This is a genomic window from Caldicoprobacter faecalis, assembly GCF_900115765.1.
GTDB classification, from domain to species: domain Bacteria; phylum Bacillota; class Clostridia; order Caldicoprobacterales; family Caldicoprobacteraceae; genus Caldicoprobacter; species Caldicoprobacter oshimai.
Window position 1 is genome coordinate 1 of sequence record NZ_FOXR01000012.1, and the last position, 23339, is coordinate 23339.

Consider the following 23339-nt stretch of genomic DNA (forward strand, 5'->3'; position numbering starts at 1 on the left):
AGATGGTTACTGGATGGATTGTCACTAGAGCAGAGAAGTGCCCACAAAAAAGTGACTGTGAATACGGTAATATAAAGAATTTTTAAAAATTTTCAGAAGAATTGAAGGGTTTTAGCATTTGATGTCGAATACAATAAATATCATGGAAAATACATCAACTGCTACAGTTACAATTGAAGAGTTAATGAAAGAGAACAGCCTTTTAAAGCAGGAGATAGAGGAGCTTAAAGCGAAACTGAGGTGGTTTGAAGAACAGTTTCGCTTAAGCCGGCAAAAGATGTATGGGCGTTCGAGCGAGAAGACGAATTCGGGGGAGGGGGAACAGCTCAGTTTTTTCAATGAAGCGGAGAAGGAATCGAACGCAGAAGCTGCCGAGCCTGCTATAGAGGAGATAACATACAAGCGCCGCAAGAGGAAAGGACACAGGGCAGAGAATATAAAGGACCTTCCTGTTGAAGTGATAGAGTACCGTTTACCAGAAGAAGAGCAGGTATGTCCATGCTGCGGTGGTAAGCTTCATGAGATGAGCACAGAGGTGAGGGAAGAGCTAAAGATTATACCTGCCAAGGTAAGCATAGTGAAGCATGTACGCTATGTATATGCCTGCCGCAATTGTGAGCAAAATGAAGTGAGCACACCCATAGTAATAGCAACAATGCCTAAAGCTGCACTTCCTGGAAGTATTGCCTCACCATCTGCTATTGCATATGTAATGGCTCAGAAATTTGTGGAAGGGATGCCGTTTTATAGGCAGGAGCAGCAGTGGGAACGGATGGGGATAGAGCTATCAAGGCAGACGATGGCTAACTGGATGGTACAGGGGTCAGAGAGGTGGTTGAGGCCAGTATATGAGAGGATGAGGGAACATCTAATCAAGAGGGATATACTGCATGCAGACGAGACGACATTGCAGGTATTACACGAGCCAGGGCGGGCAGCCGACACTGTATCGTACATGTGGCTTTATCGTACAGGTAGGGATGGTCCAGCGATAGTACTTTATGATTATCAGACGACGAGGGCAGGGAGGCATGCGAAGAAGTTTTTAGAGGGATTCAAAGGGTATCTGCATGTAGATGGTTATGAAGGATACAATGGTATACCTGATGTAGTATTAGTGGGATGCTGGGCGCATGCAAGGAGGAAATTTGATGAAGCATTAAAGGCAATACCTGGGACGAGTGAAAGTATAGCAAGCGTGGCAAAGGAGGGGCTTGATTACTGCAATAAGCTGTTTGCAATTGAGCGGGAGCTTCGAGATGTTACACCCGAGGAGAGGTATGAAGAGCGATTGAAGCGGAGTAAGCCGATACTGGATGAGTTTTATTCGTATTTAAAATACCATATGCCAAGGGTACTGCCTAAGAGCGTGTTAGGTGGGGCTATTAGGTATTGCCTAAACCAGTGGGATAAGCTTACAGCATTTTTATTGGATGGTAGGCTGGAGATAGATAACAATATAAGCGAGAGGTCAATAAAGCCGTTTGTGATAGGGAGGAAGAACTGGCTATTTAGCAATACGCCGAAGGGTGCAAGAGCCAGTGCAACGATCTACAGTATAGTTGAGACTGCCAAGGAGAATGGGTTAAATCCGTTTGAATATTTGAAGTATTTATTTGAGAAGCTGCCGAATATTGATATAGAGGATAAGGAAAAGTTGGACGAGGTTTTACCATGGTCAACCACTCTGCCGAGTTGTTGCAGGGTGAAATAAAGATACGAAATCCCCGCCTTATATAAGGTGGGGATTGTTTTTATCGCGATACTTTGATAATTGCCGGTTTAAGTTATCAGTTTGTCAGTTAAAGTTTGAAAAAGCTTGAAATTAAGCTGTTTTTCTTATTCCGATTGTGCAATTTGTGCCCACAAAATGATGTTTTCTCGTCAAGGTGGGTATTATTTTACGCTTACCAACAAACCAGAAACCGAAAAAGAATATGATACAATTGAGGAATTCTTGAATGAGTTTAAAATTGATGGGATACCAATCAGGGAATTAGCTACAAGAATTAAGGTGATATTTCATTAAACCACCCAACCAAGCAAGGTTGAGGTGGTATTTTTATGCCTTTTTTGAGATGCATGTTTCAATCTCTTATAGACAGGCTAAAAACTTCTGTTATAACCAGCATAAAATAAGGCTTGTAAATATTTGTAAAAGTAAGTATTTCAATTTTTTTAAAAACTGTTATAACCTCGACTCCATATGTTAAAAATAGGTAGTTCAAATTGTATTTAAAGTTCTGCAAGTAATTTTGCAATTTATGTCGAATATATTACCGGCAAAAGATATATGCAGGAGTAATTGAATAATGATTATATTTACTTTGACACAAACCAAAATAAGTAACTAGCATAATAATGTGCGGTTGTGATAAAATTAAAACGGAGAGGGGTTTTTTGTTTCCGTGAGGTTCCTTTGTTGAAGGTAAAATTCACAAAATTTTTGAACATCAAGGATAATAAAATAAGGTAGGTGAAGCTTTAAATGATGTATAAAGCAAGTGAGAAGGATATAAGCGCTACTGTGAACGATTTTGTGAGGTTTTGCAATTTTATTGATCAAAACAATCCAGTATTGACCAAAAAGAAGGGCGTAGTGGGGAAAAAGATTTATTTGAATTAAATTCACTGCTCGTTCACAAAAAGGAAGTTGCTGCTCCAAATTTTCAGCAGGAGGCATATCCTGTGATTGATTTGTTATTTAATCTAGCCTTAGCGGGAAAGCTGTATCAAAGAATAGCAGATCATAAGGGGAATGTTCATTTGATTCATACCGTGAGAAAAGATGAATTTGATTCTTTAAATATTTTTGAAAAGTATGCCTTCATTTTTGAAACTTTTTGGACTAGATATGATTTTGGTGAGATCGCAAATTCATATATATTTTCTAGAGATCCTATTGATAGAGTGGTGGAGACTATAGCTTTTTCAAAGCCGGGAGAAGAGTTGAGAAGTGGTGCATTTTCGGGTTATGAAATGGATGACCCGATCTTTTCTTCATACTCGGTAATAATACAATACCTAGATTATTTTGGCTTGTGCACATATATACCAGTTGTTGAAAATGGAAAGAAACTGACCAAATACGATGATAGAATAGAAGCAGTGATTCCAACGGAATTTGGAGTAAAGGTGTGCAAAATTTTGGCCGAATACGACATACTAAATTGGAATATACCCTGGTTAAAGAAGAATGGGCTGTATGAGAAGAACATATCGGACAATTCTCATTTTGGAGTAGATTTATTTTCCCAGCTTATGAATGTAAGGGGACGAGCAAAGGCAAGTAGATCGCGCAAACGAAAACACAAAAGGGAATCTGTTCCGTTTTACAAGTTGTTAGAACCTGTATTTCCGGAAGGAGTGCTGAATAAAACCGTTACAGCCGAAATACATAAAGACGTTGAAGGGAACTATGTGTTTAAGGTATCGCTTGGGAGAGGAGTATGGCGAAAGATAAAGATTTCATCCAGGCATACACTAGAAGATTTGCATGATGCCATACAAATGGCTTTTGATTTTGATAATGACCATCTGTATTCATTTTTTATGGATGGAAAGAAATATTCCGATAACGCGTATCATGCGCCTTTGTTAGATGAGGGGCCATATGTGAATCAGGTGCGAATCGGTGAACTTGATTTGTATGAAGGACAACATTTTTTGTATTTTTTTGATTATGGTGACTCATGGGAGTTTGATGTGCAGCTATTACAAATTAATAGGGATGAACCTCTGCTTAAGAAGCCTGAGGTCATAGAAGAGAAAGGTAAGGCCCCGAGGCAGTATGGGTATTATTATGATGACGATGATGAAGATGACGACTGGGGAGAATAAAGGAGAAATTGTTGTTTTAATAGTTAAAATGAGGGTAAATATTTTGTTGTAAAAATTCTTTCGAATTTAGGTGGGTGGTAATTCACGGGCAGAGTGTAATTTACCACCGGAAAATGGGAAGGAGGAAGTACTGTGACCAAATATCAATGCACCGTGTGTGGATATGTTTATGACCCTGCGGTGGGGGATCCAGATGGAGGGATTGCACCAGGCACGGCTTTTGAGGATTTACCGGATGACTGGGTATGCCCCGAGTGTGGCGTTGGGAAAGACATGTTTGAGCCCCTGGACGAGTGATGCGTATTAAGGTATGGCCGGTTTCTATACCGGCTATAAATTTTTAAAGCGAAAGGGAGATTGAATATGGTGTATGTGGCCAATGGTGAACGGTATTCCAATATGAAGATTTCGTTTTGAGCAGCAAAATTGATTTAGTCATTTTGTAGTCTAAAAGATGCATTGTGGGGAGATATATGGTAAAATATTTGTTGGTTGATGATCCGTATATGCATGCTTGAGGGGAAAATTAAAGGCTGAAACTTTAGAAATATCAATTCAATAGAAGGGGAAGATGGGCATGATGGATAAGGATGTATTAAATCAACTCTCGAGTTTACTGTCACGCCATTCATTTGTTTTATATCCCAATTCGGTGCGCAATCTGGCAGAAGACATTTATGTTTTTGTGGCCAAGGGCAATGCTGACAAGAAAGTAGGGATCTTAAGCAAGGGAAAGGCCCTCGGGTTTAAGGCTCCGTTTTTTGCTGAAGACATCAAAGTAGAAGCCACTGGCTTTTCCTTCAATCTCTACCCGTTAAGTTTTGAAAACTACCTCATTTTGAGGGATGAATTTGGCATTGCTCTGGTGCCATGCAAAAACAAGGCGTCCTTCGGTACCGGCGACAGGCTTGGTTTGGCCACCCCTGCACACCTAGATGCCTTCAAAAGCTATAACATGTTCCCTGTGTTGGCACAGCAATCGCCTAGGGAGCTTGAGAAAACCCACAGGGATTTCAGGGATGTCCTGTTGAAGGCCGTATTGGGCGTGCTGGAGGCCGGTTACACCGGCGAATTTGGTGCAGATGCCGACCATATAAAGGATGAGAGGTATTTGCTGGAAGCCGCAGATGCTGGCTATACCATGTATACCCTGGATGTAAGCGAGATGCTGGTAAAGGGAGATGTTTCGCCGGATAAGGCAGACCATCTTTCTCAGCACAGCAGGGATATAATAAAAGACTTCAGCGGCAAAAGAATCAGTTTCGAAGGCGGGGAGTATACGGTAAAGGAAGAAGAGCTGTACAGGTCTGCTGTGATATACGAGAAGGCCATGAATTTTGTTGAGAGGGTTCATGGTTTGCTTAAAGAAAGGCTGAAGGATTTTGACCTCGAGGTCTCCATCGACGAAGGGGACCGAGATACGACGGTGGAGGACCACATATTTGTGGCCGAGTATCTGCATAGGAGAGGGATAGATTTTTGGAGCCTGGCTCCCAAATTTCCTGGAGAATTTGAGAAGGCGGTGGATTACAGGGGTGATATAGACAAATTTACGGTGGAGCTCAACAAGCACTGCGCCGTTGCAAGAATGCTTGGAGGGTACAGGTTGAGCCTTCATTCGGGTAGCGATAAGTTCAGCGTATACAGAATTTTCAATGACGCAACCCAGCATAACTTCCATATAAAGACTTCGGGTACCAGCTGGTTGCAGGCTTTAAACGTGATACACGAAAAAGACAGGCAGCTTTTTAAAGAGCTTTACAACATTGCCCTGGATAACCTGGAGGAGAGCAAAAAGGCGTATAAAATTTCCATCTACAGGCAGGACTTCGAGGAAGGATTGGATCTGGATAACCTCCATGTGCTTCAAAATCCCAAAGTAAAGCAGTTGCTGCACATATCTTACGGGGTACTGTTAGATGAAAAAAGGCAAGAGATTTACGAGGTATTGAACCAGCATGAAGCCGAGCACTACAGGTATGTGTCAGACAATATAAAGAAGCATTTGGAGCTTTTAAAATGACATTCTCTTCCTCAACTGGATTGAGCTATATTCCAGCAGTGAGGTGGCAATGCAAGACATGGTAGAATGGCAATGCAAGATGCTTGCAAGGCGCGGAATTTCGGCGGCTGCATGGTGACGGTTGTATGCAGACAGGCTGAGTATGCAGCGTGTGGCTGTAGAGCTTGACGTGTTATTAGTGAGATGATAAAATGCAATAAAAAGATGTGGCTACATAAAGACAACAGGAAAGCCTGTATATAAAAGGCCTTCCTGTTGTCTCCTTTATCAGTTGCGCGGTTTAAATATCTATCATAAGATCTTATCCAATAGGTTATCTTTTGCCTTGCTTTCTTGTTATTTTAGCGGCTTATGCACAAACCACCAATCAAATGCTTCTATCTCTTTTGCCTTTATCTTTTCTTTTCTTTCATTGGCGCCGGCTTCGTCTTTGGATGGTGGAACTATCACGTGGTCTTTAATCAGGTAGTTGTTGGGCCATTTCTCCGGCAAGGCCACGTCATATTTGTCAGATATTTGTAGGGCCTTGAGGGCTCGCAATATCTCGTCTACGTTTCTTCCAACTTCCTGTGGATAGTACATGATCAGCCGGATGATGCCCTTGTCATCCACTATGAATACCGCTCGTACTGTGTTGGTGCCCTTCCCTGGATGAATCATCCCCAGCTGATTTGCCACCCTACCCAGTTCATCAGCAATGACGGGGAAAGGAATGGTAATGCCGGTGTTCTCTTTCATCCACTCCACCCATTTTATGTGGGAGAATATTTGGTCAACTGACAGGCCTATCAATTCAGTATTCAATTCCTTGAACTCGGGGGCTTTCCGGGCAAACTCGACGAATTCGGTGGTACACACCGGCGTAAAGTCTGCCGGATGGCTGAAGAGTACAAACCACTCGCCGGCGTAGTCCTCGGGAAGCTTTTTGGTTCCGTGGGTCGTTATCACCTCCATAGACGGAAATTTCTCTCCAAGCAGTTTCATCCTTATCTCCTCCATTTTCAAATCCTCCTCCCTTGATTTTTACAATTTTGGCATATGCCATAAAAATTTATGTCAATATCATTGATGTCAAACCCTTTTAATTCCTGTGGTGTTGAAATGTCATAGGAAATGGAAAAGTCATATACCCGGCCGCATACATGGCATTTAAAGTGGCCGTGAAAGCGGGTATTTATGTCATAGCGTGCCTCCTTTTCATTGAGGGATAGGACTTTTACCACACCTTTATCGGCAAATAAGTCCAAGGTGTTATAGACGCTGGTTTTAGAAAGAGTGGGTATCTGATCCAGTAAATTTTTATAGATGTCATCGGCTGTTGGGTGTATTCGGTTATTGAGCAGATATTCCAATATTTTAAGCCTTATAGTGGATGGCTTGATGTCGTGGTTGCTAAGATATTCTTTAAGCTGCTTAACCGTATGTTCCATTTCTATTTCCTTCATCCTTTCGTCCCTGATAAAAGTATCTGAGCCTCTCTGTTGATTTGTCTATGGTTTTTGACCAAATTCGGCTCCAGTTGGCCCTATCTGTTAGCCCATTTCCATGTTGTCATGGCTATGCTGTTCCAACGGTCTTTTTAGTATGCTGTCAGAAGCACAACTTTTATAACCGTTTTGTAACCGGCTGTGTGCACTTCTTAACGTTTCTGTAATAATTTTAATTTTGTAATGATTACAATTTAATTATAATTACAGATTTTTATCTTGTCAATACAGTATTTAAAAAATTTTTATTGAGTTTTGTATGAGTGGCACAAGCACACAAGGCCGAATTTGGGCATATAATTAGCCGAAAGAGATACCTTTTTCTGAAAATTTACAGATGGCTTGGGAGGACTGCGGATGGAGCTTTTACCTTTAAATCTCCTTCCTATTGGTTGCACAGCAAGGGTGAGACAGATAAATGCTCACGGAGCTTTGCGGAGGAGGCTTATGGACCTGGGGCTTATCATTGGCACTGAAGTTAAGGCTGTACGCAAGAGCCTGTCAGGTGATCCCACTTTGTATGAGATAAGAGGAGCCATGATTGCGCTTCGCTGCGAGGAGGCCTCAAAAATTTTAGTTGAAAGATTTGTGTTATAGTAGGAGGTGGCTTGTGTGGGACTGACAGGACAGTCGACCGGGCTGGCTACAATACGTCGGATATCTCAAGTACAGGTACAATTGTCCGGCGATATCGTAGTTGCTTTAGCCGGCAACCCCAATACGGGGAAGAGCACCGTGTTTAACAGCTTGACGGGGTTAAAGCAGCATACTGGGAATTGGCCTGGGAAGACGGTTACCAACGCCTGTGGACGTTATGGTTATAATGGGAAAAACTTCGTGTTGGTGGATTTGCCGGGTACTTATTCGCTGATGGCCAATTCGCTGGAAGAGGAGGTGGCCAGGGACTTTATATGCTTTGGTGATCCCCATGTAACGGTTGTGGTTGTAGATCCCACCTGTATGGAGAGAAATCTCAATCTGGTATTTCAGATTCTGGAGATGACGCCCAAGGTGGTGGTATGCGTAAATTTGATGGATGAAGCCCACAGAAAAGGTATTCAAGTCGACCTGAAGAGGCTTTCGGATATTCTGGGCGTGCCGGTGGTGGGTACCAGCGCGCTTAAAGGGCAAGGGTTGGACAGATTGAAGGAAGCGGTGTGGAGCGTGGCTTGTGGTAGGTTTAGCGTAAATCCCATCAAGATAGAGTACGATGGGGTAATAGAAGATGCTGTGGGCATTATTGAACCGCAAATAAGCCGTCTAATGGATAACTTAGGCTGCAGTATAAGCAGCCGATGGCTGGCACTGCGCCTTCTTGAAGGGGACCAAGCTATTGCAGAGGCTTTTAAACGTTATCTGGGGACCGACATCTTTGCTTCAACCGACCTTAGGGAAAGGTTGCACAAAACGCGGAATATGCTTGTGGAACAGGGTATAACCATTGGCCAGCTTCGAGACCGACTAGTATCTGCATTGATCCACAATGCCGAAGAGGTAAGCCGTCAGGTGGTACACCGCAAAGAAAGCGCAATCAATAGTATAGATTCCAAAATAGATGACCTGCTTACGTCAAGGGTGTGGGGCATACCCGCCATGCTCGCGCTTTTAGGGTTGATGTTCTGGATTACCATCGAGGGGGCGAATTATCCTTCACAGATACTGGCTAAGGCATTTTTTCATCTGGAACAGAAGCTCGTCGAACTTTTTATGGCTTCTGATGCGCCTGAATGGCTGTGTGGCATATTAATCGATGGAGTATATCGAACGCTGTCGTGGGTGGTGTCAGTGATGTTGCCACCCATGGCCATATTTTTCCCCCTGTTTACCTTGTTGGAGGACCTGGGATATCTTCCACGGGTGGCCTTCAACCTGGACAATTTTTTCAAAAGGGCGTGTGCCCACGGTAAACAGGCCTTGACCATGTGTATGGGATTTGGCTGCAATGCAGCCGGAGTTGTAGCTTGCCGGATAATCGATTCTCCCAGGGAAAGGCTTATCGCTATAATTACCAACAACTATGTTCCATGCAATGGGAGATTTCCTACGCTGATCGCTTTAGCGACCATATTTATGGCCGGAGGGGCGGGATGGCTTCAAACGATAGTAGCAACCCTTGTAGTTATGGCTATGATCACGCTGGCAGTAGGTATCACGCTCTTGATTTCCAAGATATTGTCGCGTACCGTTTTAAGGGGGCTGCCTTCTTCGTTTGTATTGGAACTTCCACCCTACAGGAAGCCACAGGTATGTAAGATTTTGGTGCGTTCATTGATGGATCGTACGCTGTTTGTGTTAGCCCGTGCTGTTACGGTGGCCGCTCCTGCCGGACTTGTCATATGGGTTATGGCCAATGTAAGCGTAGCAGGGGATAGCCTGTTGAGCCATTTTGCGGGCTTCCTTGACCCGTTTGCCCGCTTGCTGGGGCTGGATGGATATATCTTAATGGCTTTCATACTGGGCTTGCCGGCCAATGAGATAGTGATACCCATAGTGCTCATGAGCTATATGTCAGCCGGAACCTTGGTGGAGCTGGACAGCTTAAGCGTCCTGCGGCAGATACTGGTGGAGCATGGCTGGACTTGGTTGACCGCCCTGTGCACCATGTTGTTTTCCCTCAACCATTTTCCCTGCGGTACCACGATGCTCACCATTCGGAAGGAAACCGGCAGCTGGAAATGGACGCTGCTCTCGTTTATGGTTCCTACCATTACTGGAATTGTTTTGTGTTTTGTGGTGGCGCAGACGGCACGCCTGCTGGGGCTGGTCTAAAAGTTTTACCTCGTTATAGTTGAGTGTTTAAGGAAATTTTTGGCTTATATCAAGTTCAGTGAATTATGTTTTTGCAGTATATGGATGAATTATTTTAAAAAATGTGGTAAAATATTGAAGGAAGTATCTGGAGGATTTGTCTGTTACCACATAACCAGTGGTGGGTGTATAAACTGCTTGGTGGGGATAAAAGCTATAGCGATTATAAAAGGTTACATAAACTTTAAAATAAGGGGATGAGTTTTAAAGATGGGTGCGAATGAAAAGAGCGGTTTGGATTTGGTAAAGGTATATAAATATGCCTGGGATAAGTACACCGACGAAGAGCTAGGCAGGGTATTTTCTTTTGCTGAAGGCTACAAGGCTTTTATATCAAAGTGCAAAACTGAAAGGGAATGTGTCAGGGAGTTCATTGCACTGGCCGAAAGCCGTGGTTATCGAAATCTTGAGGAGGTTATGGCGCGAGGGGAGAGACTGAAACCCGGCGATAAGCTGTATGCCAACAACATGGGCAAGACATTGGCTTTGTTTGTTATCGGGCAGCAGCCCCTTGAGAAGGGCATGAGAATTCTGGGGGCCCATATAGATTCGCCACGCCTTGATTTAAAACAGAATCCACTATATGAAGATTCAGGTCTGGCGATGCTTGAAACCCATTATTATGGCGGCATTAAGAAGTATCAATGGGTTGCCATACCGCTGGCCATACACGGGGTGGTGGTTAAGAAGGACGGTACGGTCATTGACGTGGTGATTGGCGAAAAGGATGATGACCCTGTAGTGGGGATCTCCGACCTTCTAATCCATTTGGCTGCTGAGCAGATGGAGAAAAAGCTTGCCAAAGGTATTGAAGGTGAGGACCTCAACGTGTGCGTAGGCAGCATGCCGCTCAAGGTAGACGATAAAAACGAGGGGGAGCGGGTCAAGAAGAATGTCTTGCGCCTGCTCAATGAGAGGTATGGGATAGATGAAGAGGACTTTGTTTCGGCAGAGTTGGAGGTGGTACCTGCAGGGCCGGCAAGGGATTATGGGCTGGATCGAAGCATGGTCATTGCCTATGGACAGGATGATCGCGTATGCGCTTATACGTCTTTCGAAGCCCTCATGAGGGTGGAAAGCCCTGAAAAGACGTGTGTGGCATTGATGGTGGACAAGGAAGAGATAGGCAGCGTAGGAGCAACAGGCATGACATCGCGTTTTTTTGAGAACACCTTAGCTGAAATCATGAACCTTTCGGGGGATTACAGTGAGCTTAAGATGCGGCGGGCCCTGGCCAATTCCAAAATGCTGTCCTGCGATGTCAGTGCGGGTTTCGATCCAAACTACCCGTCGGTAATGGAGAAGAAAAACGCTGCCTATTTGGGCAAAGGCATCACGTTTAACAAATACACCGGGACGCGGGGAAAATCTGGCAGCAACGATGCCAATGCCGAATATATTGCCTATCTTCGTGCCATCATGGATAAGCACGGCGTTACATGGCAGACTGCTGAATTGGGCAAGGTGGACCAAGGTGGTGGCGGAACCATCGCGTACATACTTGCCAAATATGGAATGGATGTAATAGACTGCGGGGTTCCGGTTCACAGCATGCATGCGCCCTGGGAAGTTACCAGCAAGGCGGATATATACGAAGCCATGCGAGGATATCATGCTTTCCTTGTGGAAGCGTAGACCACTGCAATATTGCGGTTTACACCGTTTAAAATAGTATTTACGCTTTTCTCTTTGGCAGTATAATGCATTGGTGTAAATTGCACGTTGGGTTTGATTGTAAAAGGCAGAGCATGCTTGACCTTGGGCTAAAAGCAGTGGTGTGTGCGTTTAAAGCATGGGACATACGCATACTGAAAAAATTGCTTAAAAACGAAAAGGTATCCCTCTCGCTTTTTATTATTGAAGGGATACCTTTTTCATTGAGGTCGAAATGGCTCCAGTTGGGCTACAAATTCTTCAGCGTCCTCTCCCGAGGCTGATACCGTCACCGGCTTCCACAGGGAGAGGGTCAATATGCCCAGTATGCTCTTGCCATCTACTACGTGGTCGTTGCTCTTCACCTTTACGTCGCAGCTGTATTTGGAAGCCAGGTTGACGAAGTCACACACCTGGGTGAGCTTCTCGAGCTTTACCTGCCTTTCTATCGTCATGCCGTAACCCACCTCCCTTTTTACTTAAAGATCATATTCTCAGTTCCATATATTATATACCACTGAATTTGAAATTCAAATATCAATCTTATCCAAAGAATGCATAAATGAGATGGAGTATAGATGGGATTTAGGAGTGCAAGTGATTGTCTTATGTGCTAAAATATTGATATAATACAAAGGATAGTGGATGTGGTGGTGCACAATGAAAGGGATGGCTTGGAAGGAATAATACTTCAGCCCTATACCTATTTGCTGGAGTTTTTCGCCGAGGATACGGGATATGGTCCTTTGCTGTGCTACCGCGAGTTTGGTATTTGTCGCTTTGAGCAGGATACGCTAGGACGTTACATAGAGGTGCCTGATGAATTCTTTGAGTGGATCGAAGAAGGGCTGAAAAAGCAGTCTTCAAAATACAAAATAGTTAAATGGCTATTGACTTGTCCCATCAACAATTGTAAAATTTTATATATACAATTGCATAGCCGGTTTAAGTCTTATGGTCCGAAAGGTTAAAAGGGAAAGCGGTGAAAATCCGCTGCAGCCCCCGCTACTGTGAGCGAGGATGAAGCCCTGATATGCCACTGTCCCCCAATTCGGTTGAAGGGGATGGGAAGGTTGGGTGGAAGATGAATCGCGAGCCAGGAGACCTGCCATAAGACGTGGATAGTTCGCCTTCGGAGGGAAGGTGGAACGGTATTTTTGTGCTCGGCTTTGGAATATCGTTTTGTCTGCTTTTGTGCCTTTGTGCCTAAAAGGCCTGCCTCCGTGGGGAGGTGGGCCTTTTTTCATGATAAACAAAAAACCTTAAGCTGAGGAGGATGGTTATGAGAAGGTTGAAAGGTTTGCTTGGGTGGTTGCTGGTGCTTTTGCTGGCCTTTTGGGCTGTGGCCTGCTCAAACGCTAGTGGCGAGAAGCCGCAGGATATTGCCAACGATAGCGACGCATCGCAGGATACCGAGTCTGAAGATGCTGGCAAGGCAGTACAGGGGACTATTCCTGATAGCGAATCTCAGGATACAGATGTTGGCGACGCTGTAGCGTTCCCATTTAAGTTCACTGATTTCGTGGGCAGGGAAGTAACCGTTGAAAAGGAGCCCCAGCGAATAGTATCGCTTGCTCCTTCCATAACCGAGCTTATCTACGCTTTGGGAGCGGGCGACAGGGTGGTGGGCGTCACCACGTTTGATAATTATCCCCCGGAAGTGCAAGATGTGCCCAAAGTGGGCGATTTCAATGGGCCCAACGTGGAAGCCATTATCGCCCAAAAGCCAGATATAATTTTTGCGTCTTCTTTGTCTGGCAAGGACCAGATGGAGTCGCTGCAGCAGTCTACTGGTATTCCTGTTGCGGTGCTGGAAGCCAGAAACATCAAGCAGATATATGAATCCATTCAGCTCATCGGAAAGCTGACGGGCAAACAGGAGAAAGGGCAGGAAGTTATACGTGAGATGCAGAATAAAATTGATGAGATAAGCGGCAAGACAAAGGATTTGCCCAAAGTAAAGGTGTTTTATCTGCTCGACATAAATGGCAACTGGACGGCCGGCAAAGGCTCCTTCATTGATGAGCTGATAGCCCTGGCCGGCGGTGAGAATATAGCGGCTGATGCAGACGGTGAATGGATACAGTACAGCACTGAGGAACTGGTCAAGAAAAATCCAGATATTATAATAATGGGGGCTTCTTATGCAGATAAAGTAAAAGATATTAAAAATATGGTAGGTTATAGAGATACAAATGCTGTAAAAAATGATAAGGTATTTGTGTTAAGCAATGATGACCTTATTTCCAGACCTTCTAATAGAATCATATTAGTTCTTGAAGAGATTGCCAGAATATTACATCCGGAGGTATTTGAGTAAAGTGAGGCTTAAAAGGAGCGCGTATTTTGTCATAGCTTTCCTTGTGTTTATCGTAGTGGCCATATTTTCGGTTTCTGCGGGGGCGGTGGAAATGCCCCTGCGGAAAATTTTAGATGTTTTCACGGGCAAGGGCGATGACCCCTCAAAGACCATAATCCTTACTTTGAGACTCCCCAGGGCGATTGAGGCGGCTGTGGTGGGTATGGGCCTCTCGGTTGTGGGGGCTTTTTTCCAGGGGTTACTGAGAAACCCGATGGCTGATCCGTATGTGCTGGGGATTTCGTCGGGGGCGGCCCTGGGCGCTACCATAGCCATAGTGCTGGGGTTTGGAATCTTCGGGCTCAATGCTATGGCGTTTATCACTTCGCTCATCACCGTATTCTTTGTGTACTCCATATCCAAAATCGGCGCCAGAATATCCATGACCACCATGCTGCTGGCCGGGATAGCCGTAAGCGCTTTTATGTCGGCTGTCATATCCCTGATGATGCTGCTCAACCGTAGTGAGCTGTCGAGGATAATCTTTTGGACCATGGGGGGATTCAATCTTACAAGCTGGGAAGATGTGATGTTTTCGGTGCCGGTGATAGCCATCGGCTCTTTTGTGCTGTATACCTTTTCAAGGGATGTGAATGCCATATTGACCGGGGAAGAGGTGGCCGAGCATCTTGGGGTCAATACAGAACTGGTAAAAAAGGTGGTGCTTGCGCTTGGTTCGCTGGTGACCGCAACCGCTGTATCGGTTGGGGGGGTCATAGGGTTTGTTGGACTTATCGTACCTCATATATCGAGACTTATTGTAGGGCCCGACAACAGGGTACTTGTGCCCTTCAGTGCCATAGCAGGGGCAACTTTTTTGCTTTTTGCCGATGTAGTGGCAAGGGTGATATTGAAGCCGGTAGAGGTACCTATAGGTATAATCACGGCAGCGTTTGGCGGGCCCTTTTTCTTGTACCTGCTGATAAAGAACAGACGAAAAGGCGAAGGAATGTGATGCCATGAACATTCTTAAGGTGGATAGGTTGAGGTTCTCGTACGGAGAAGTGGAGGTATTAAAAGGAATAGACCTTAGCATAGAGAGGAATATGGTGCTGGGCATAATAGGCGCTAATGGCAGCGGCAAGACCACGTTTCTTAAAAACATATCGGGTTATTTGACGCCTGTCTCCGGCACCGTGTCCGTACTGGGGAAAAATATCAGGGATTACAGCATAAAGGAGAGAGCAAGGTATATCGGATACGTTCCACAGGACGGGGTGTATGACTTCGAATTCACCTGCTATGACATAGTGATGATGGGCAGGATGCCGTATATTAAGCGATTTCAATCTGAAACAAAACAAGACAGGGATATTGTAAAAGAATGTATGAAGGCAACCAACACATGGCATTTTAAGGAGAGAAGCATAAGGCATCTGAGCGGGGGGGAAAGGCAGCGGGTGTATATAGCCCGGGCTCTGGCTCAAAGGCCAAAGATTCTGCTGATGGATGAGCCAGTATCCCACCTGGACATAAGGTATCAAATCGAGATACTGTCGCTTGTGAGGGACCTAGCGTCTGAAGGATTGCTGGTAATCGTCGTGCTTCACGATATAAACCTGGCATCCGAATTCTGTGATGAGATCCTCATAATGAAAGAAGGACAAATGGTAGCGTGTGGCTCTCCTGCTAAAGTGCTGACGCGGGACAATATAATGTCAGCCTTTTCGGTGGATGCTAGGATAATTGAAAGCCCTGTTTCGAAGAAACCATATGTAATTCCCTATTTGAGCATAAGGTGACAAAGGGCAGTAGGGAGAAAGATATACACTTGAGGGATGACCGGTTCGAGTTTTTTCGAGTTTATGTCGTTGTAAATTTGTGTTGTGAGCGGGAAGAGCAACATGTTTAAAGAACGACATGTTTAAATGATATGCTCCGTGTTTTATGCTTATCTACTGTGGAGCTAAGGTATGCAAAAAGCTGGTCACTGGGCCTTTTTGGTGACCACTTTTTTGTTTTTCCACTTGCCGGATAAATAGTAAGTGATGCTCATTATCATAGAGATTACGGAACTTATGGCTATGGCCATCCAGATGCCATCCACTCCTAAGCTTTTTAACGATGACAGGTAACGAGCCAGCGGTATTCTTATAAGCCACAGGGATACAATCGAGAAAATCATGGTGGGCAGTGTATCTCCCGCCCCTCTCAGTATTCCGTTTGTCACAAACATCAAAGAAAAGGGAATATAGGAGATCCCTACGATTCTCAGGTACCTGCTGCCTATGTCCAGTACATGAGGGGTAGTGGTGAAAATCTGCAAAATGGCTCTGGGGAATGCCATTACCAGTATGACGATTAGGGCTGTGATGCCACCCGCCAGTATATTGCCCCACTTGAATATTTCCTTGACCCTCTCATGCTTTTCGGCTCCCAGGTTTTGGCCTGTAAGGGCCGATGTGGCTAGGCCTAATGACATGGCGGGCATATGAGCGAACTGGTCCAGCCTGGAGGTGGCGCCAAAGGCCGCGACTGCGTTGGAACCAAAAAGGTTAATTATGCCCGTCATCATGGTCAGCCCCATGGACACCACTATTTGTTGAAGGCCCGCAGGCAACCCAATTTTTATTAGCTTCCATGCCAGAGCACGGTCAAACTTGAAATTTTTGAAATCAGGCTTTATAAGGTGGTCGTTCTTGATGAGAAATCGAAACACCAGCAAGAACGACAGGGCCTGAGACATTATTGTTGCCAGGGCTGCTCCAGCGATGCCCATTTCTGGGATAAACCCAAAGCCGAAGATAAGCAGGGGATCCAGGATGATGTTGGTGATTGTAGCGATGATGAGGAACTTAACCGGCGTTTTGGAATCCCCCAGGCCGTTTAACACCGAGCTTACTACGTTGTAGCCGAATGTAAACACAAGGCCTAAAAGGTATATATTCAGATACTCTACCGCATAGCCGAGAATGTTCTTCGGCGTATTTAAAAGCAAGAGCACCTTTTTGCTGAAAATAAGTCCTAGTCCTGTAAATATGACAGCGGCTATTCCCAAGATAAAAAACGAGTTGTTTATGGTCCTTGAAATCATGCCGGCGTCTTTGGCGCCTGCATACTGTGACACCAGTACTGATGTGGCCATGGTAATACCCATAACCATGGATATCAATACAAAGGTGATGGGAAAACTCACTGATACAGCGCCCAGTGCTTCTGGCCCTAGAAACTGCCCCACCCATATGCTGTCGACCGTGTTGTAAAGCGCCTGAAAAACGTTGCCTAGAAGTAAGGGCGATGAAAAAGCAATAAGATGTCTTACAATGCTTCCTTCTGTCAAGTCCCTTCCTATTGTTTTTGACATACTGTTTTCTCCTTCAAGTTTTATAGTGGATTTGAAATTTGAAAGTCGTCTTTTACATTATAAATTTCGATTTATTTGTTGTCAAACGCTTTGTAGAGCTGAATATATTTTGGCTCAAGCGATTATATATATTATGGTGACGTTTATTATTGTAACGTTGTTTTAAAATAAGCTAATTTTATGGACTATATTCCTACCGATATTTTGTCGGGTCCCAAGTTAATTTTTGAAGGAATTTAGGGATCGATATAGAATTTATAAAAGTTAGAAGAAAAATGTGAAACTTTATTTCAGCAACCGGTTTCTTGTATTATTTTTGTACAACTGGAGGATTGGGGATGATAAAGGGTATGAATTTCGATATGGAGGAAGAATCGAAGCAAAATCTTTGGAATTTTGATGAGGAAATACGCCTGTCATGGGAGCGATGTAAAGGCAATGGTTTGGCACATCGGGATCTGCCAAAGATAGAGACAGTGTCTGAGTTTGAACTGAGCGATATCGTAAAAAACAACCAAATCCTTATCGATTTTGCACTTCCTTATATGATGAAAATAAAGAGCCTTATCCCCCAACACAATAGCGTAGTGCTTTTATGTGATAAAGAGTGCGTGATTTTTTATAAGCTAGGGGAGGCACCTCTCCTTGCCAAGCTGGGGATTGAGAAAGGGCATATAGTCAGAGAGAATAATATAGGGACCAATTCCCTGGGCACATGCATTGTCATCGATAAGCCGATTGCTGTATTTGGTGATCAGCATTTTTTAGCGGCTTTTAAAGGTTGGGCTGGTGTTGCCGCCCCTATTCATGCCATGGATGGCAGGATTTTGGGAGCTTTGGGCATTTATGTGAAAGAAGAGGATGCCAACTATGGCATGTTAGGGATGGTCATTCTGGCAGCCAAGGGGATAGAGGATCAGCTGGGTTTAAGGAGTGAATATGCGGAGCTGGAGGCTTTTAACCGCAGATTGTTTGAATTTAATAACGATATCGTCAATACCGCTTCTATGCTATCCCACGAGATCCGCAACTCGTTGTCCACCATAAGTGCATACGTACAGCTGCTGCAGCTTGAAAAAGTGCTGGATACATTAAGAGCAGATAAAATACTGACAGAGGTCACGCGGGTTGATAAGCTCCTGAATGATTTTAAAAGTTTGACCAGGCCACCACAGCGGAAACTTATGAGGCATTCGCTAAACGAGTTGCTCTGCTATGTGGTTGACCTGATGCTTGCCAAAGCTCGTATAGGAAAAGTGGATATAAAGCTCATGATGCCTGAGCAAAATGTGTATGTAAAGGTGGATAAGGGCGCTATTCAACAGGTATTTATTAATTTAATCGAAAACGCCATACAAGCCATGGAAAAAGGAGGTACCCTTACCATAAGGCTTTTGAGGGATGAACGGTCTGGCGTGGCGTTGATCGAATTTGAGGATACAGGGATGGGAATCCCTGAAGAACACCTTTCGGACATATTCAAGCTCTTTTACACCACAAAAAAAGGTGGCAGCGGTCTGGGACTGACTTTATGCAAAAATATCATAAAAAATCATAATGGCAATATTAGAGTACAAAGCAAGGTGGGCGTGGGAACGAAATTTGTAATCGAACTGCCGTACGTAGAGTAGTGCATAAAGGATATGATGAAGATGGAGGTAAAGTATGGATGTTAAGGCTTTAAAACGGCTTATACTTGTAATACTGGCCTGCATGCTGCTGGCTGGAGCGGGGTTGTTATACTGGAGCAGCGTTGCCCGGCCAGGAGCCGATGCAGAGCTGTTGAAAGCCAGCGAGGGTTTAAACTGGTATGGTATAGCTGTGGTATTTGACCCCGAGCAGGCAAAGCTCAGCTGTACGCAAACGGTAGAGTATAAAAATAACCATAATGTTGAGTTCGACAGGCTTTACTTTCACCTTTACCCTAACGCCTTCAGGGATGAAGATCGCGTACCTTTTTTCGCTGAGGAGAAGCAAAGGGCATATCCAAACGGGTTTTCACCTGGTTGGCTTGATATAGAGCTGGTTACGGTAAATGGCAATTCGGTTGAGTTCAACATTGGAGGTTATAGCAGCGATATACTCAGCATTGTGTTGAGCACTCCTTTGAAGCCCGGTCAAATTGCCAGGATTGATATGATATATACTGTAAAGCTTCCCAATTGCATTGGCAGGTTCGGATACGGGCAGCACACCTTCAATGTCACCAATTGGTATCCCATCGTAGGCGTGTATGACTACACCGGATGGAATACTGACCCCTATTATCCCATAGGAGATCCGTTTTACAGCGATGTGGCAAATTACAGGGTTGAGATTAAAGCCCCTTCCGATTATACCATAGCTGCTACGGGGGAAGCGATTAACGTAAAAGTCGAGGGGGATTATAAGGTATGGGAGTTTCAGGCGTTGGCTGTTAGGGATTTTGCTTGGATTGCCAGTAAAGATTTTGAAGTTTTATCCCGCAGCGTAGATGGCATCACGGTCTATTCGTATTTTTTGCCAGAAAGCAGGGATGGGGGAGAAAAAGTCCTGGACTGTGCTGCAGCGGCCGTCGAAATTTTTAATCGCCGTTTTGGAAGGTATCCCTACAGCCAGCTGTCGGTGGTACAATCTGATTTTTTTGTGGGGGGCATGGAGTATCCGTGTCTCGTCATGATAGATCAAAGCTTGTATGGCCGGGAGCAGCAATGGCTGGAGTATGTCACGGTGCACGAGACGGCGCATCAATGGTGGTATGCAGTGGTGGGCAATGACCAGATAGATGAGGCATGGCTAGATGAGGCATTAACCGAGTATTCGACGATACTGTACTATGAGAACAGGTACGGCGAGGATGTGGGAAAGGAAGTCTATGACAACGTCATAGTTAATGGCAAGTGTTCCTATCTGCAAAAATACCATGTCCAAGGGCTGGTGCATACAATCGATCAACCGGTGTATAGATTTACTGACTGGCTTACATATGATTTGGTCGTGTATGGAAAGGGGGCCAGCTTATTTAACGATCTTCGCCAGGCTGTAGGCCATCAAACGTTTTACAGGATCTTGCAGGAGTATTATGAGGATAACAAGTTTAAGAACGCCACTGCTGTTCAGTTGATAAAGGCTTGCGAGGAAGTAACAGGTAAATCGTGGGAGGACTTTTTTGAGAAGCGCTTGAAATCGCTAAATTGGTAGTAAAAATCCAATTTATTCTGTTTGATTTTTTGGTTAAAAAGCGCTATACTTATAATGTTAAAGTCTACTAATGTTAAATCTATTGAAGTAAAAGGGGTAGATGGTGATGGCCTTGCTGGATTTCCAGTGCAACAAATGCGGAAAGAAGTTTGAGGAGCTGGTGTTTGGAGGCAATTGGGACAAGGTAAAGTGTCCGGAGTGTGGAAGCAATGACCTAAAGCGGATATATGAAGGCAAGTGTTATTTCGGAATGAGTGGCAGTTCTTCTGGTTCCAGCGGATGTTCCGGTTCCAGTTGCTGCAGCTGCAGTGGTTGCGGCCATTGATATTTTTAATAAATATTTTTTTGTGCCAGAAGTGGACGAACCTGGTTTTTTAACTGAAGTTAATGTAAGTGTAACTATATTTTAAATTTAAAAAATAAAATATTGTGGTAAAATAACAAGTGTAATTTGATTCCATCAAGAACAATTGCAGGTTCAGTCGGGAATAGAGTAGGAGGTGAAGTTCCTTTCCGGAGAGGGAAAGGAACGCGTAGTTGGAAAAGTTGGTAATACGTGGAGGGAAAAAGTTAATAGGTAGTGTGAAGGTCAGTGGTGCAAAAAATGCTGCGGTAGCTGTGATGCCCGCTGCTTTGCTGACCGACGAAACCTGTGTCATAGATAACTTGCCTTATATAGCTGATGTTATAATGTTGGCTGAAATTCTAAAGCAAATGGGCGCACAGGTGACTCTAGAGCCTAGAGGGCGGATAACGATAAATGCGGCCGGAGTTAGCAGTTGCCGAGCGGATTATGACCTGGTTCGGCGTATGAGAGCTTCTTATTATCTTTTAGGGGCGCTTCTGGGACGATTTGGGAGAGCGGAGGTAGCCTTTCCTGGAGGCTGTGAGATAGGAGCGCGTCCCGTGGATCAGCACATTAAAGGTTTTCAGGCTCTGGGCGCCGATGTGTCCATAAGTCACGGACTCATAAAGGCATATGCGGATAAGCTAGTGGGCAATGAGGTATATCTGGACGTGGTAAGCGTAGGCGCCACCATCAATATAATGCTGGCCGCTGTCAAAGCCGAGGGTACCACTACTATAGTGAATGCGGCCAAGGAACCCCATGTGGTGGATGTGGCAAACTTCTTAAACTCGATGGGCGCCAACATCAAAGGTGCGGGTACTGATACCATAAAGATAAAAGGTGTAGAGAAGCTGCACGGGTGTGAATATACCATAATACCTGATCAGATAGAGGCGGGTACTTTCATGATTGCTGCCGCTGCCACGCGAGGGGATGTAAAGATAACAGGGGTTATACCCAAGCACCTCGAAGCCGTTTCAGCTAAGCTGCTTGAAATGGGGATGTATGTGGAAGAAGGGGACGATTATGTGAGGGTAATAGGTACTGGACGCCCCAGAAAGGCCAACATCAAGACCCTTCCTTATCCGGGATTCCCTACCGACCTTCAGCAGCCCATGTCGGTGCTGCTGAGCGTGGCAGAGGGTACCAGCATTATCACCGAGAACGTATGGGAGTCCAGATACCGCCATGTGGAAGAGCTGCGCCGCATGGGAGCTATCATAAGAGTGGAGGACCGGAATGCCATCATTGAAGGGGTTGAAAAGCTCACCGGTGCGCAGGTTGAGGCTACCGATTTGAGAGCAGGTGCAGCTCTAGTCATTGCCGGGCTGATAGCTGAGGGCGTGACCGAAGTCACCAACATCATACATATAGATAGGGGTTATGAGCGTTTGGAAGAAAAGTTGCGCAGCCTGGGAGCTGATATTGAGAGGGTCAGCGACCAGAACAACAAAGTGGCCAGGCTGAAGCTGGTAAAGAAGTGAAGAATGCACCTTGCAGGGCGTGCTGGATTAAATCTTGTAACTGTATCCTGTGTTTTTGATTGCAAGCTTAGGAGGATGAAACTGAAGTGAAGAATAATAGGATGAGCCGTGCATGGCAGCCCATGTGCGGCTCGTCTTTTATGGATTGGCAAATCGGTTATGCTTTAATTTATTGATTTTGCTTACGGGTGCGTTGACGTTTTGGCCGTTCTGTTAAACCGTATACTACAGCCTGTTTATATGCCGATACAGACTTTATATACGTGCGAATTGGCGAGGACCTATTTCGTACAGGTTATTGCCTCGAGCATCTATAGCTACCAGAAGAGGCATGTCTTCGACTTCCATACGGTAAATGGCTTCGGGGCCTAAGTCCTCAAAGGCTACTACCTCCACTTTTTTAATACACGAGGCGATCAGGGCACCGGCACCGCCTACCGCTGCCAGATACACGGCACCGTATTTTACCATGGACTCGATGACCCGAGCAGAGCGAGGCCCCTTGCCTATCATGGCTTTGAGCCCATGCTCAAGCAGCAAAGGGGTGTATACATCCATCCGACTGCTGGTGGTGGGGCCGCAGGAGCCTATGATGAGGCCCGGCCTTGCCGGGCATGGGCCAGCGTAGTATATCACCTGGTCCTTTAACTCGATGGGCAACGGTTTGCCTTCCTGCAGTAGCTGATATATTCTTTTGTGCGCTGCATCCCGCGCAGTGATTATGCTGCCTCTCAGGTATACTGTGTCACCTGCTTTGAGGGAATTGAGCTCTTCATGGATTACCGGTGCATGAAAGATCTTTTTTGTTTCCATGGGATTGACCTCCTGTTGAATATGACTGCGTTTGTACTA

21 protein-coding genes and 1 riboswitch are annotated in these 23339 nt (G+C 44.9%); of the genes, 16 read left to right on the top strand and 5 right to left on the bottom strand.

The features are described 5' to 3' along the window. Positions 1–142: 142 nt before the first annotated feature. The 5 genes from tnpC to BM241_RS06170 all read left to right on the top strand — a co-directional run bounded on the left by tnpC (position 143) and on the right by BM241_RS06170 (position 5863). Positions 143–1714: an IS66 family transposase gene (gene tnpC, locus BM241_RS06155; RefSeq protein ID WP_092282325.1), complete on the top strand. Its 1572-nt coding sequence runs from the start codon at positions 143–145 to the stop codon at positions 1712–1714. A gap of 774 nt (positions 1715–2488) precedes the next feature. Further along, complete coding sequence (locus BM241_RS12435) at positions 2489–2626, top strand: hypothetical protein (protein ID WP_156925110.1); 138 nt, start codon at positions 2489–2491, stop codon at positions 2624–2626. A gap of 62 nt (positions 2627–2688) precedes the next feature. Beyond that, positions 2689–3840 carry a plasmid pRiA4b ORF-3 family protein gene (locus BM241_RS06160; protein ID WP_092282300.1) on the top strand — a complete coding sequence of 384 codons (1152 nt, stop codon included), beginning with the start codon at positions 2689–2691 and terminating at the stop codon, positions 3838–3840. Positions 3841–3972: 132 nt separating this feature from the next. Continuing rightward, positions 3973–4137 (top strand): rubredoxin, encoded by a 165-nt coding sequence (gene rd, locus BM241_RS06165; RefSeq protein WP_084054708.1) that lies wholly within the window; start codon positions 3973–3975, stop codon positions 4135–4137. 280 nt (positions 4138–4417) lie between these two features. Continuing rightward, positions 4418–5863: a tagaturonate epimerase family protein gene (locus BM241_RS06170; RefSeq protein WP_092282301.1), complete on the top strand. Its 1446-nt coding sequence runs from the start codon at positions 4418–4420 to the stop codon at positions 5861–5863. Positions 5864–6199: 336 nt separating this feature from the next. Here BM241_RS06170 and BM241_RS06175 read toward each other — a convergent pair whose 3' ends face one another. Continuing rightward, the gene (locus tag BM241_RS06175; protein WP_025748104.1) at positions 6200–6862 is read right to left on the bottom strand and encodes a peroxiredoxin; all 663 of its coding nucleotides are present in this window, start codon (positions 6860–6862) and stop codon (positions 6200–6202) included. 2 nt (positions 6863–6864) lie between these two features. Next, a complete protein-coding gene (locus tag BM241_RS06180; protein WP_025748103.1) occupies positions 6865–7299 on the bottom strand; it encodes a Fur family transcriptional regulator in 435 nt (144 codons plus the stop codon). 408 nt (positions 7300–7707) lie between these two features. Here BM241_RS06180 and BM241_RS06185 point away from each other — a divergent pair, with 408 nt between their 5' ends. The 3 genes from BM241_RS06185 (at position 7708) to BM241_RS06195 (ending at position 11793) form a co-directional block, all read left to right on the top strand. Next, complete coding sequence (locus BM241_RS06185; RefSeq protein WP_035146723.1) at positions 7708–7947, top strand: FeoA family protein; 240 nt, start codon at positions 7708–7710, stop codon at positions 7945–7947. A gap of 15 nt (positions 7948–7962) precedes the next feature. Next, the gene (feoB, locus tag BM241_RS06190; RefSeq protein ID WP_092282302.1) at positions 7963–10119 is read left to right on the top strand and encodes a ferrous iron transport protein B; all 2157 of its coding nucleotides are present in this window, start codon (positions 7963–7965) and stop codon (positions 10117–10119) included. 249 nt (positions 10120–10368) lie between these two features. Then, on the top strand, positions 10369–11793 hold the full coding sequence (locus BM241_RS06195; RefSeq protein ID WP_025748100.1) for an aminopeptidase: 1425 nt from the start codon (positions 10369–10371) through the stop codon (positions 11791–11793). A gap of 239 nt (positions 11794–12032) precedes the next feature. Here BM241_RS06195 and BM241_RS06200 read toward each other — a convergent pair whose 3' ends face one another. Further along, a complete protein-coding gene (locus BM241_RS06200; protein ID WP_092282303.1) occupies positions 12033–12266 on the bottom strand; it encodes an HPr family phosphocarrier protein in 234 nt (77 codons plus the stop codon). A 192-nt stretch (positions 12267–12458) separates the two neighbouring features. Here BM241_RS06200 and BM241_RS12440 point away from each other — a divergent pair, with 192 nt between their 5' ends. From BM241_RS12440 to BM241_RS06215, 4 genes are all read left to right on the top strand, one after another. Then, positions 12459–12782 (top strand): hypothetical protein, encoded by a 324-nt coding sequence (locus BM241_RS12440; protein ID WP_025748098.1) that lies wholly within the window; start codon positions 12459–12461, stop codon positions 12780–12782. Further along, positions 12750–12938: riboswitch (cobalamin riboswitch) on the top strand. Its footprint overlaps the gene before it by 33 nt. A 155-nt stretch (positions 12939–13093) precedes the next feature. Then, on the top strand, positions 13094–14131 hold the full coding sequence (locus tag BM241_RS06205; RefSeq protein WP_025748097.1) for an ABC transporter substrate-binding protein: 1038 nt from the start codon (positions 13094–13096) through the stop codon (positions 14129–14131). Between the two features lies 1 nt (position 14132). Then, positions 14133–15125 (top strand): FecCD family ABC transporter permease, encoded by a 993-nt coding sequence (locus BM241_RS06210; protein WP_025748096.1) that lies wholly within the window; start codon positions 14133–14135, stop codon positions 15123–15125. A 4-nt stretch (positions 15126–15129) separates the two neighbouring features. Continuing rightward, positions 15130–15912: an ABC transporter ATP-binding protein gene (locus BM241_RS06215; protein ID WP_025748095.1), complete on the top strand. Its 783-nt coding sequence runs from the start codon at positions 15130–15132 to the stop codon at positions 15910–15912. Positions 15913–16097: 185 nt separating this feature from the next. Here BM241_RS06215 and BM241_RS06220 read toward each other — a convergent pair whose 3' ends face one another. Then, a complete protein-coding gene (locus BM241_RS06220) occupies positions 16098–17474 on the bottom strand; it encodes an MATE family efflux transporter (protein WP_092282304.1) in 1377 nt (458 codons plus the stop codon). 338 nt (positions 17475–17812) lie between these two features. Between BM241_RS06220 and BM241_RS06225 the strand changes: the two genes are divergently transcribed. From BM241_RS06225 to BM241_RS06240, 4 genes are all read left to right on the top strand, one after another. Continuing rightward, entirely contained in the window at positions 17813–19105 is a 1293-nt protein-coding gene (locus BM241_RS06225) for an ATP-binding protein (protein WP_092282305.1), read from the top strand. Positions 19106–19139: 34 nt separating this feature from the next. Beyond that, positions 19140–20654 carry a M1 family metallopeptidase gene (locus BM241_RS06230; protein ID WP_092282306.1) on the top strand — a complete coding sequence of 505 codons (1515 nt, stop codon included), beginning with the start codon at positions 19140–19142 and terminating at the stop codon, positions 20652–20654. A 106-nt stretch (positions 20655–20760) separates the two neighbouring features. Then, positions 20761–20979: an FmdB family zinc ribbon protein gene (locus BM241_RS06235; RefSeq protein ID WP_025748091.1), complete on the top strand. Its 219-nt coding sequence runs from the start codon at positions 20761–20763 to the stop codon at positions 20977–20979. Between the two features lie 212 nt (positions 20980–21191). Beyond that, positions 21192–22487 (top strand): UDP-N-acetylglucosamine 1-carboxyvinyltransferase, encoded by a 1296-nt coding sequence (locus BM241_RS06240; protein WP_025748090.1) that lies wholly within the window; start codon positions 21192–21194, stop codon positions 22485–22487. 255 nt (positions 22488–22742) lie between these two features. Here the strand turns inward: BM241_RS06240 and BM241_RS06245 are convergent, their stop codons facing one another. Continuing rightward, on the bottom strand, positions 22743–23300 hold the full coding sequence (locus BM241_RS06245; protein ID WP_025748089.1) for a Fe-S-containing hydro-lyase: 558 nt from the start codon (positions 23298–23300) through the stop codon (positions 22743–22745). Positions 23301–23339: the final 39 nt, after the last annotated feature.

Bases quoted from the DNA above. Each gene is read 5' to 3' on its own strand.
- BM241_RS06230 (WP_092282306.1), top strand. From the start codon at position 19,140: ATGGATGTTAAGGCTTTAAAACGGCTTATACTTGTAATACTGGCCTGC.
- BM241_RS06185 (WP_035146723.1), top strand. From the start codon at position 7,708: ATGGAGCTTTTACCTTTAAATCTCCTTCCTATTGGTTGCACAGCAAGG.
- tnpC (WP_092282325.1), top strand. From the start codon at position 143: ATGGAAAATACATCAACTGCTACAGTTACAATTGAAGAGTTAATGAAA.
- BM241_RS06205 (WP_025748097.1), top strand. From the start codon at position 13,094: ATGAGAAGGTTGAAAGGTTTGCTTGGGTGGTTGCTGGTGCTTTTGCTG.
- BM241_RS06225 (WP_092282305.1), top strand. From the start codon at position 17,813: ATGATAAAGGGTATGAATTTCGATATGGAGGAAGAATCGAAGCAAAAT.
- BM241_RS06200 (WP_092282303.1), bottom strand. From the start codon at position 12,266: ATGACGATAGAAAGGCAGGTAAAGCTCGAGAAGCTCACCCAGGTGTGT.
- BM241_RS06170 (WP_092282301.1), top strand. From the start codon at position 4,418: ATGATGGATAAGGATGTATTAAATCAACTCTCGAGTTTACTGTCACGC.
- BM241_RS06220 (WP_092282304.1), bottom strand. From the start codon at position 17,474: ATGTCAAAAACAATAGGAAGGGACTTGACAGAAGGAAGCATTGTAAGA.
- BM241_RS06175 (WP_025748104.1), bottom strand. From the start codon at position 6,862: ATGGAGGAGATAAGGATGAAACTGCTTGGAGAGAAATTTCCGTCTATG.
- BM241_RS06235 (WP_025748091.1), top strand. From the start codon at position 20,761: ATGGCCTTGCTGGATTTCCAGTGCAACAAATGCGGAAAGAAGTTTGAG.
- BM241_RS06195 (WP_025748100.1), top strand. From the start codon at position 10,369: ATGGGTGCGAATGAAAAGAGCGGTTTGGATTTGGTAAAGGTATATAAA.
- BM241_RS06215 (WP_025748095.1), top strand. From the start codon at position 15,130: ATGAACATTCTTAAGGTGGATAGGTTGAGGTTCTCGTACGGAGAAGTG.
- BM241_RS06245 (WP_025748089.1), bottom strand. From the start codon at position 23,300: ATGGAAACAAAAAAGATCTTTCATGCACCGGTAATCCATGAAGAGCTC.
- BM241_RS12435 (WP_156925110.1), top strand. From the start codon at position 2,489: ATGATGTATAAAGCAAGTGAGAAGGATATAAGCGCTACTGTGAACGAT.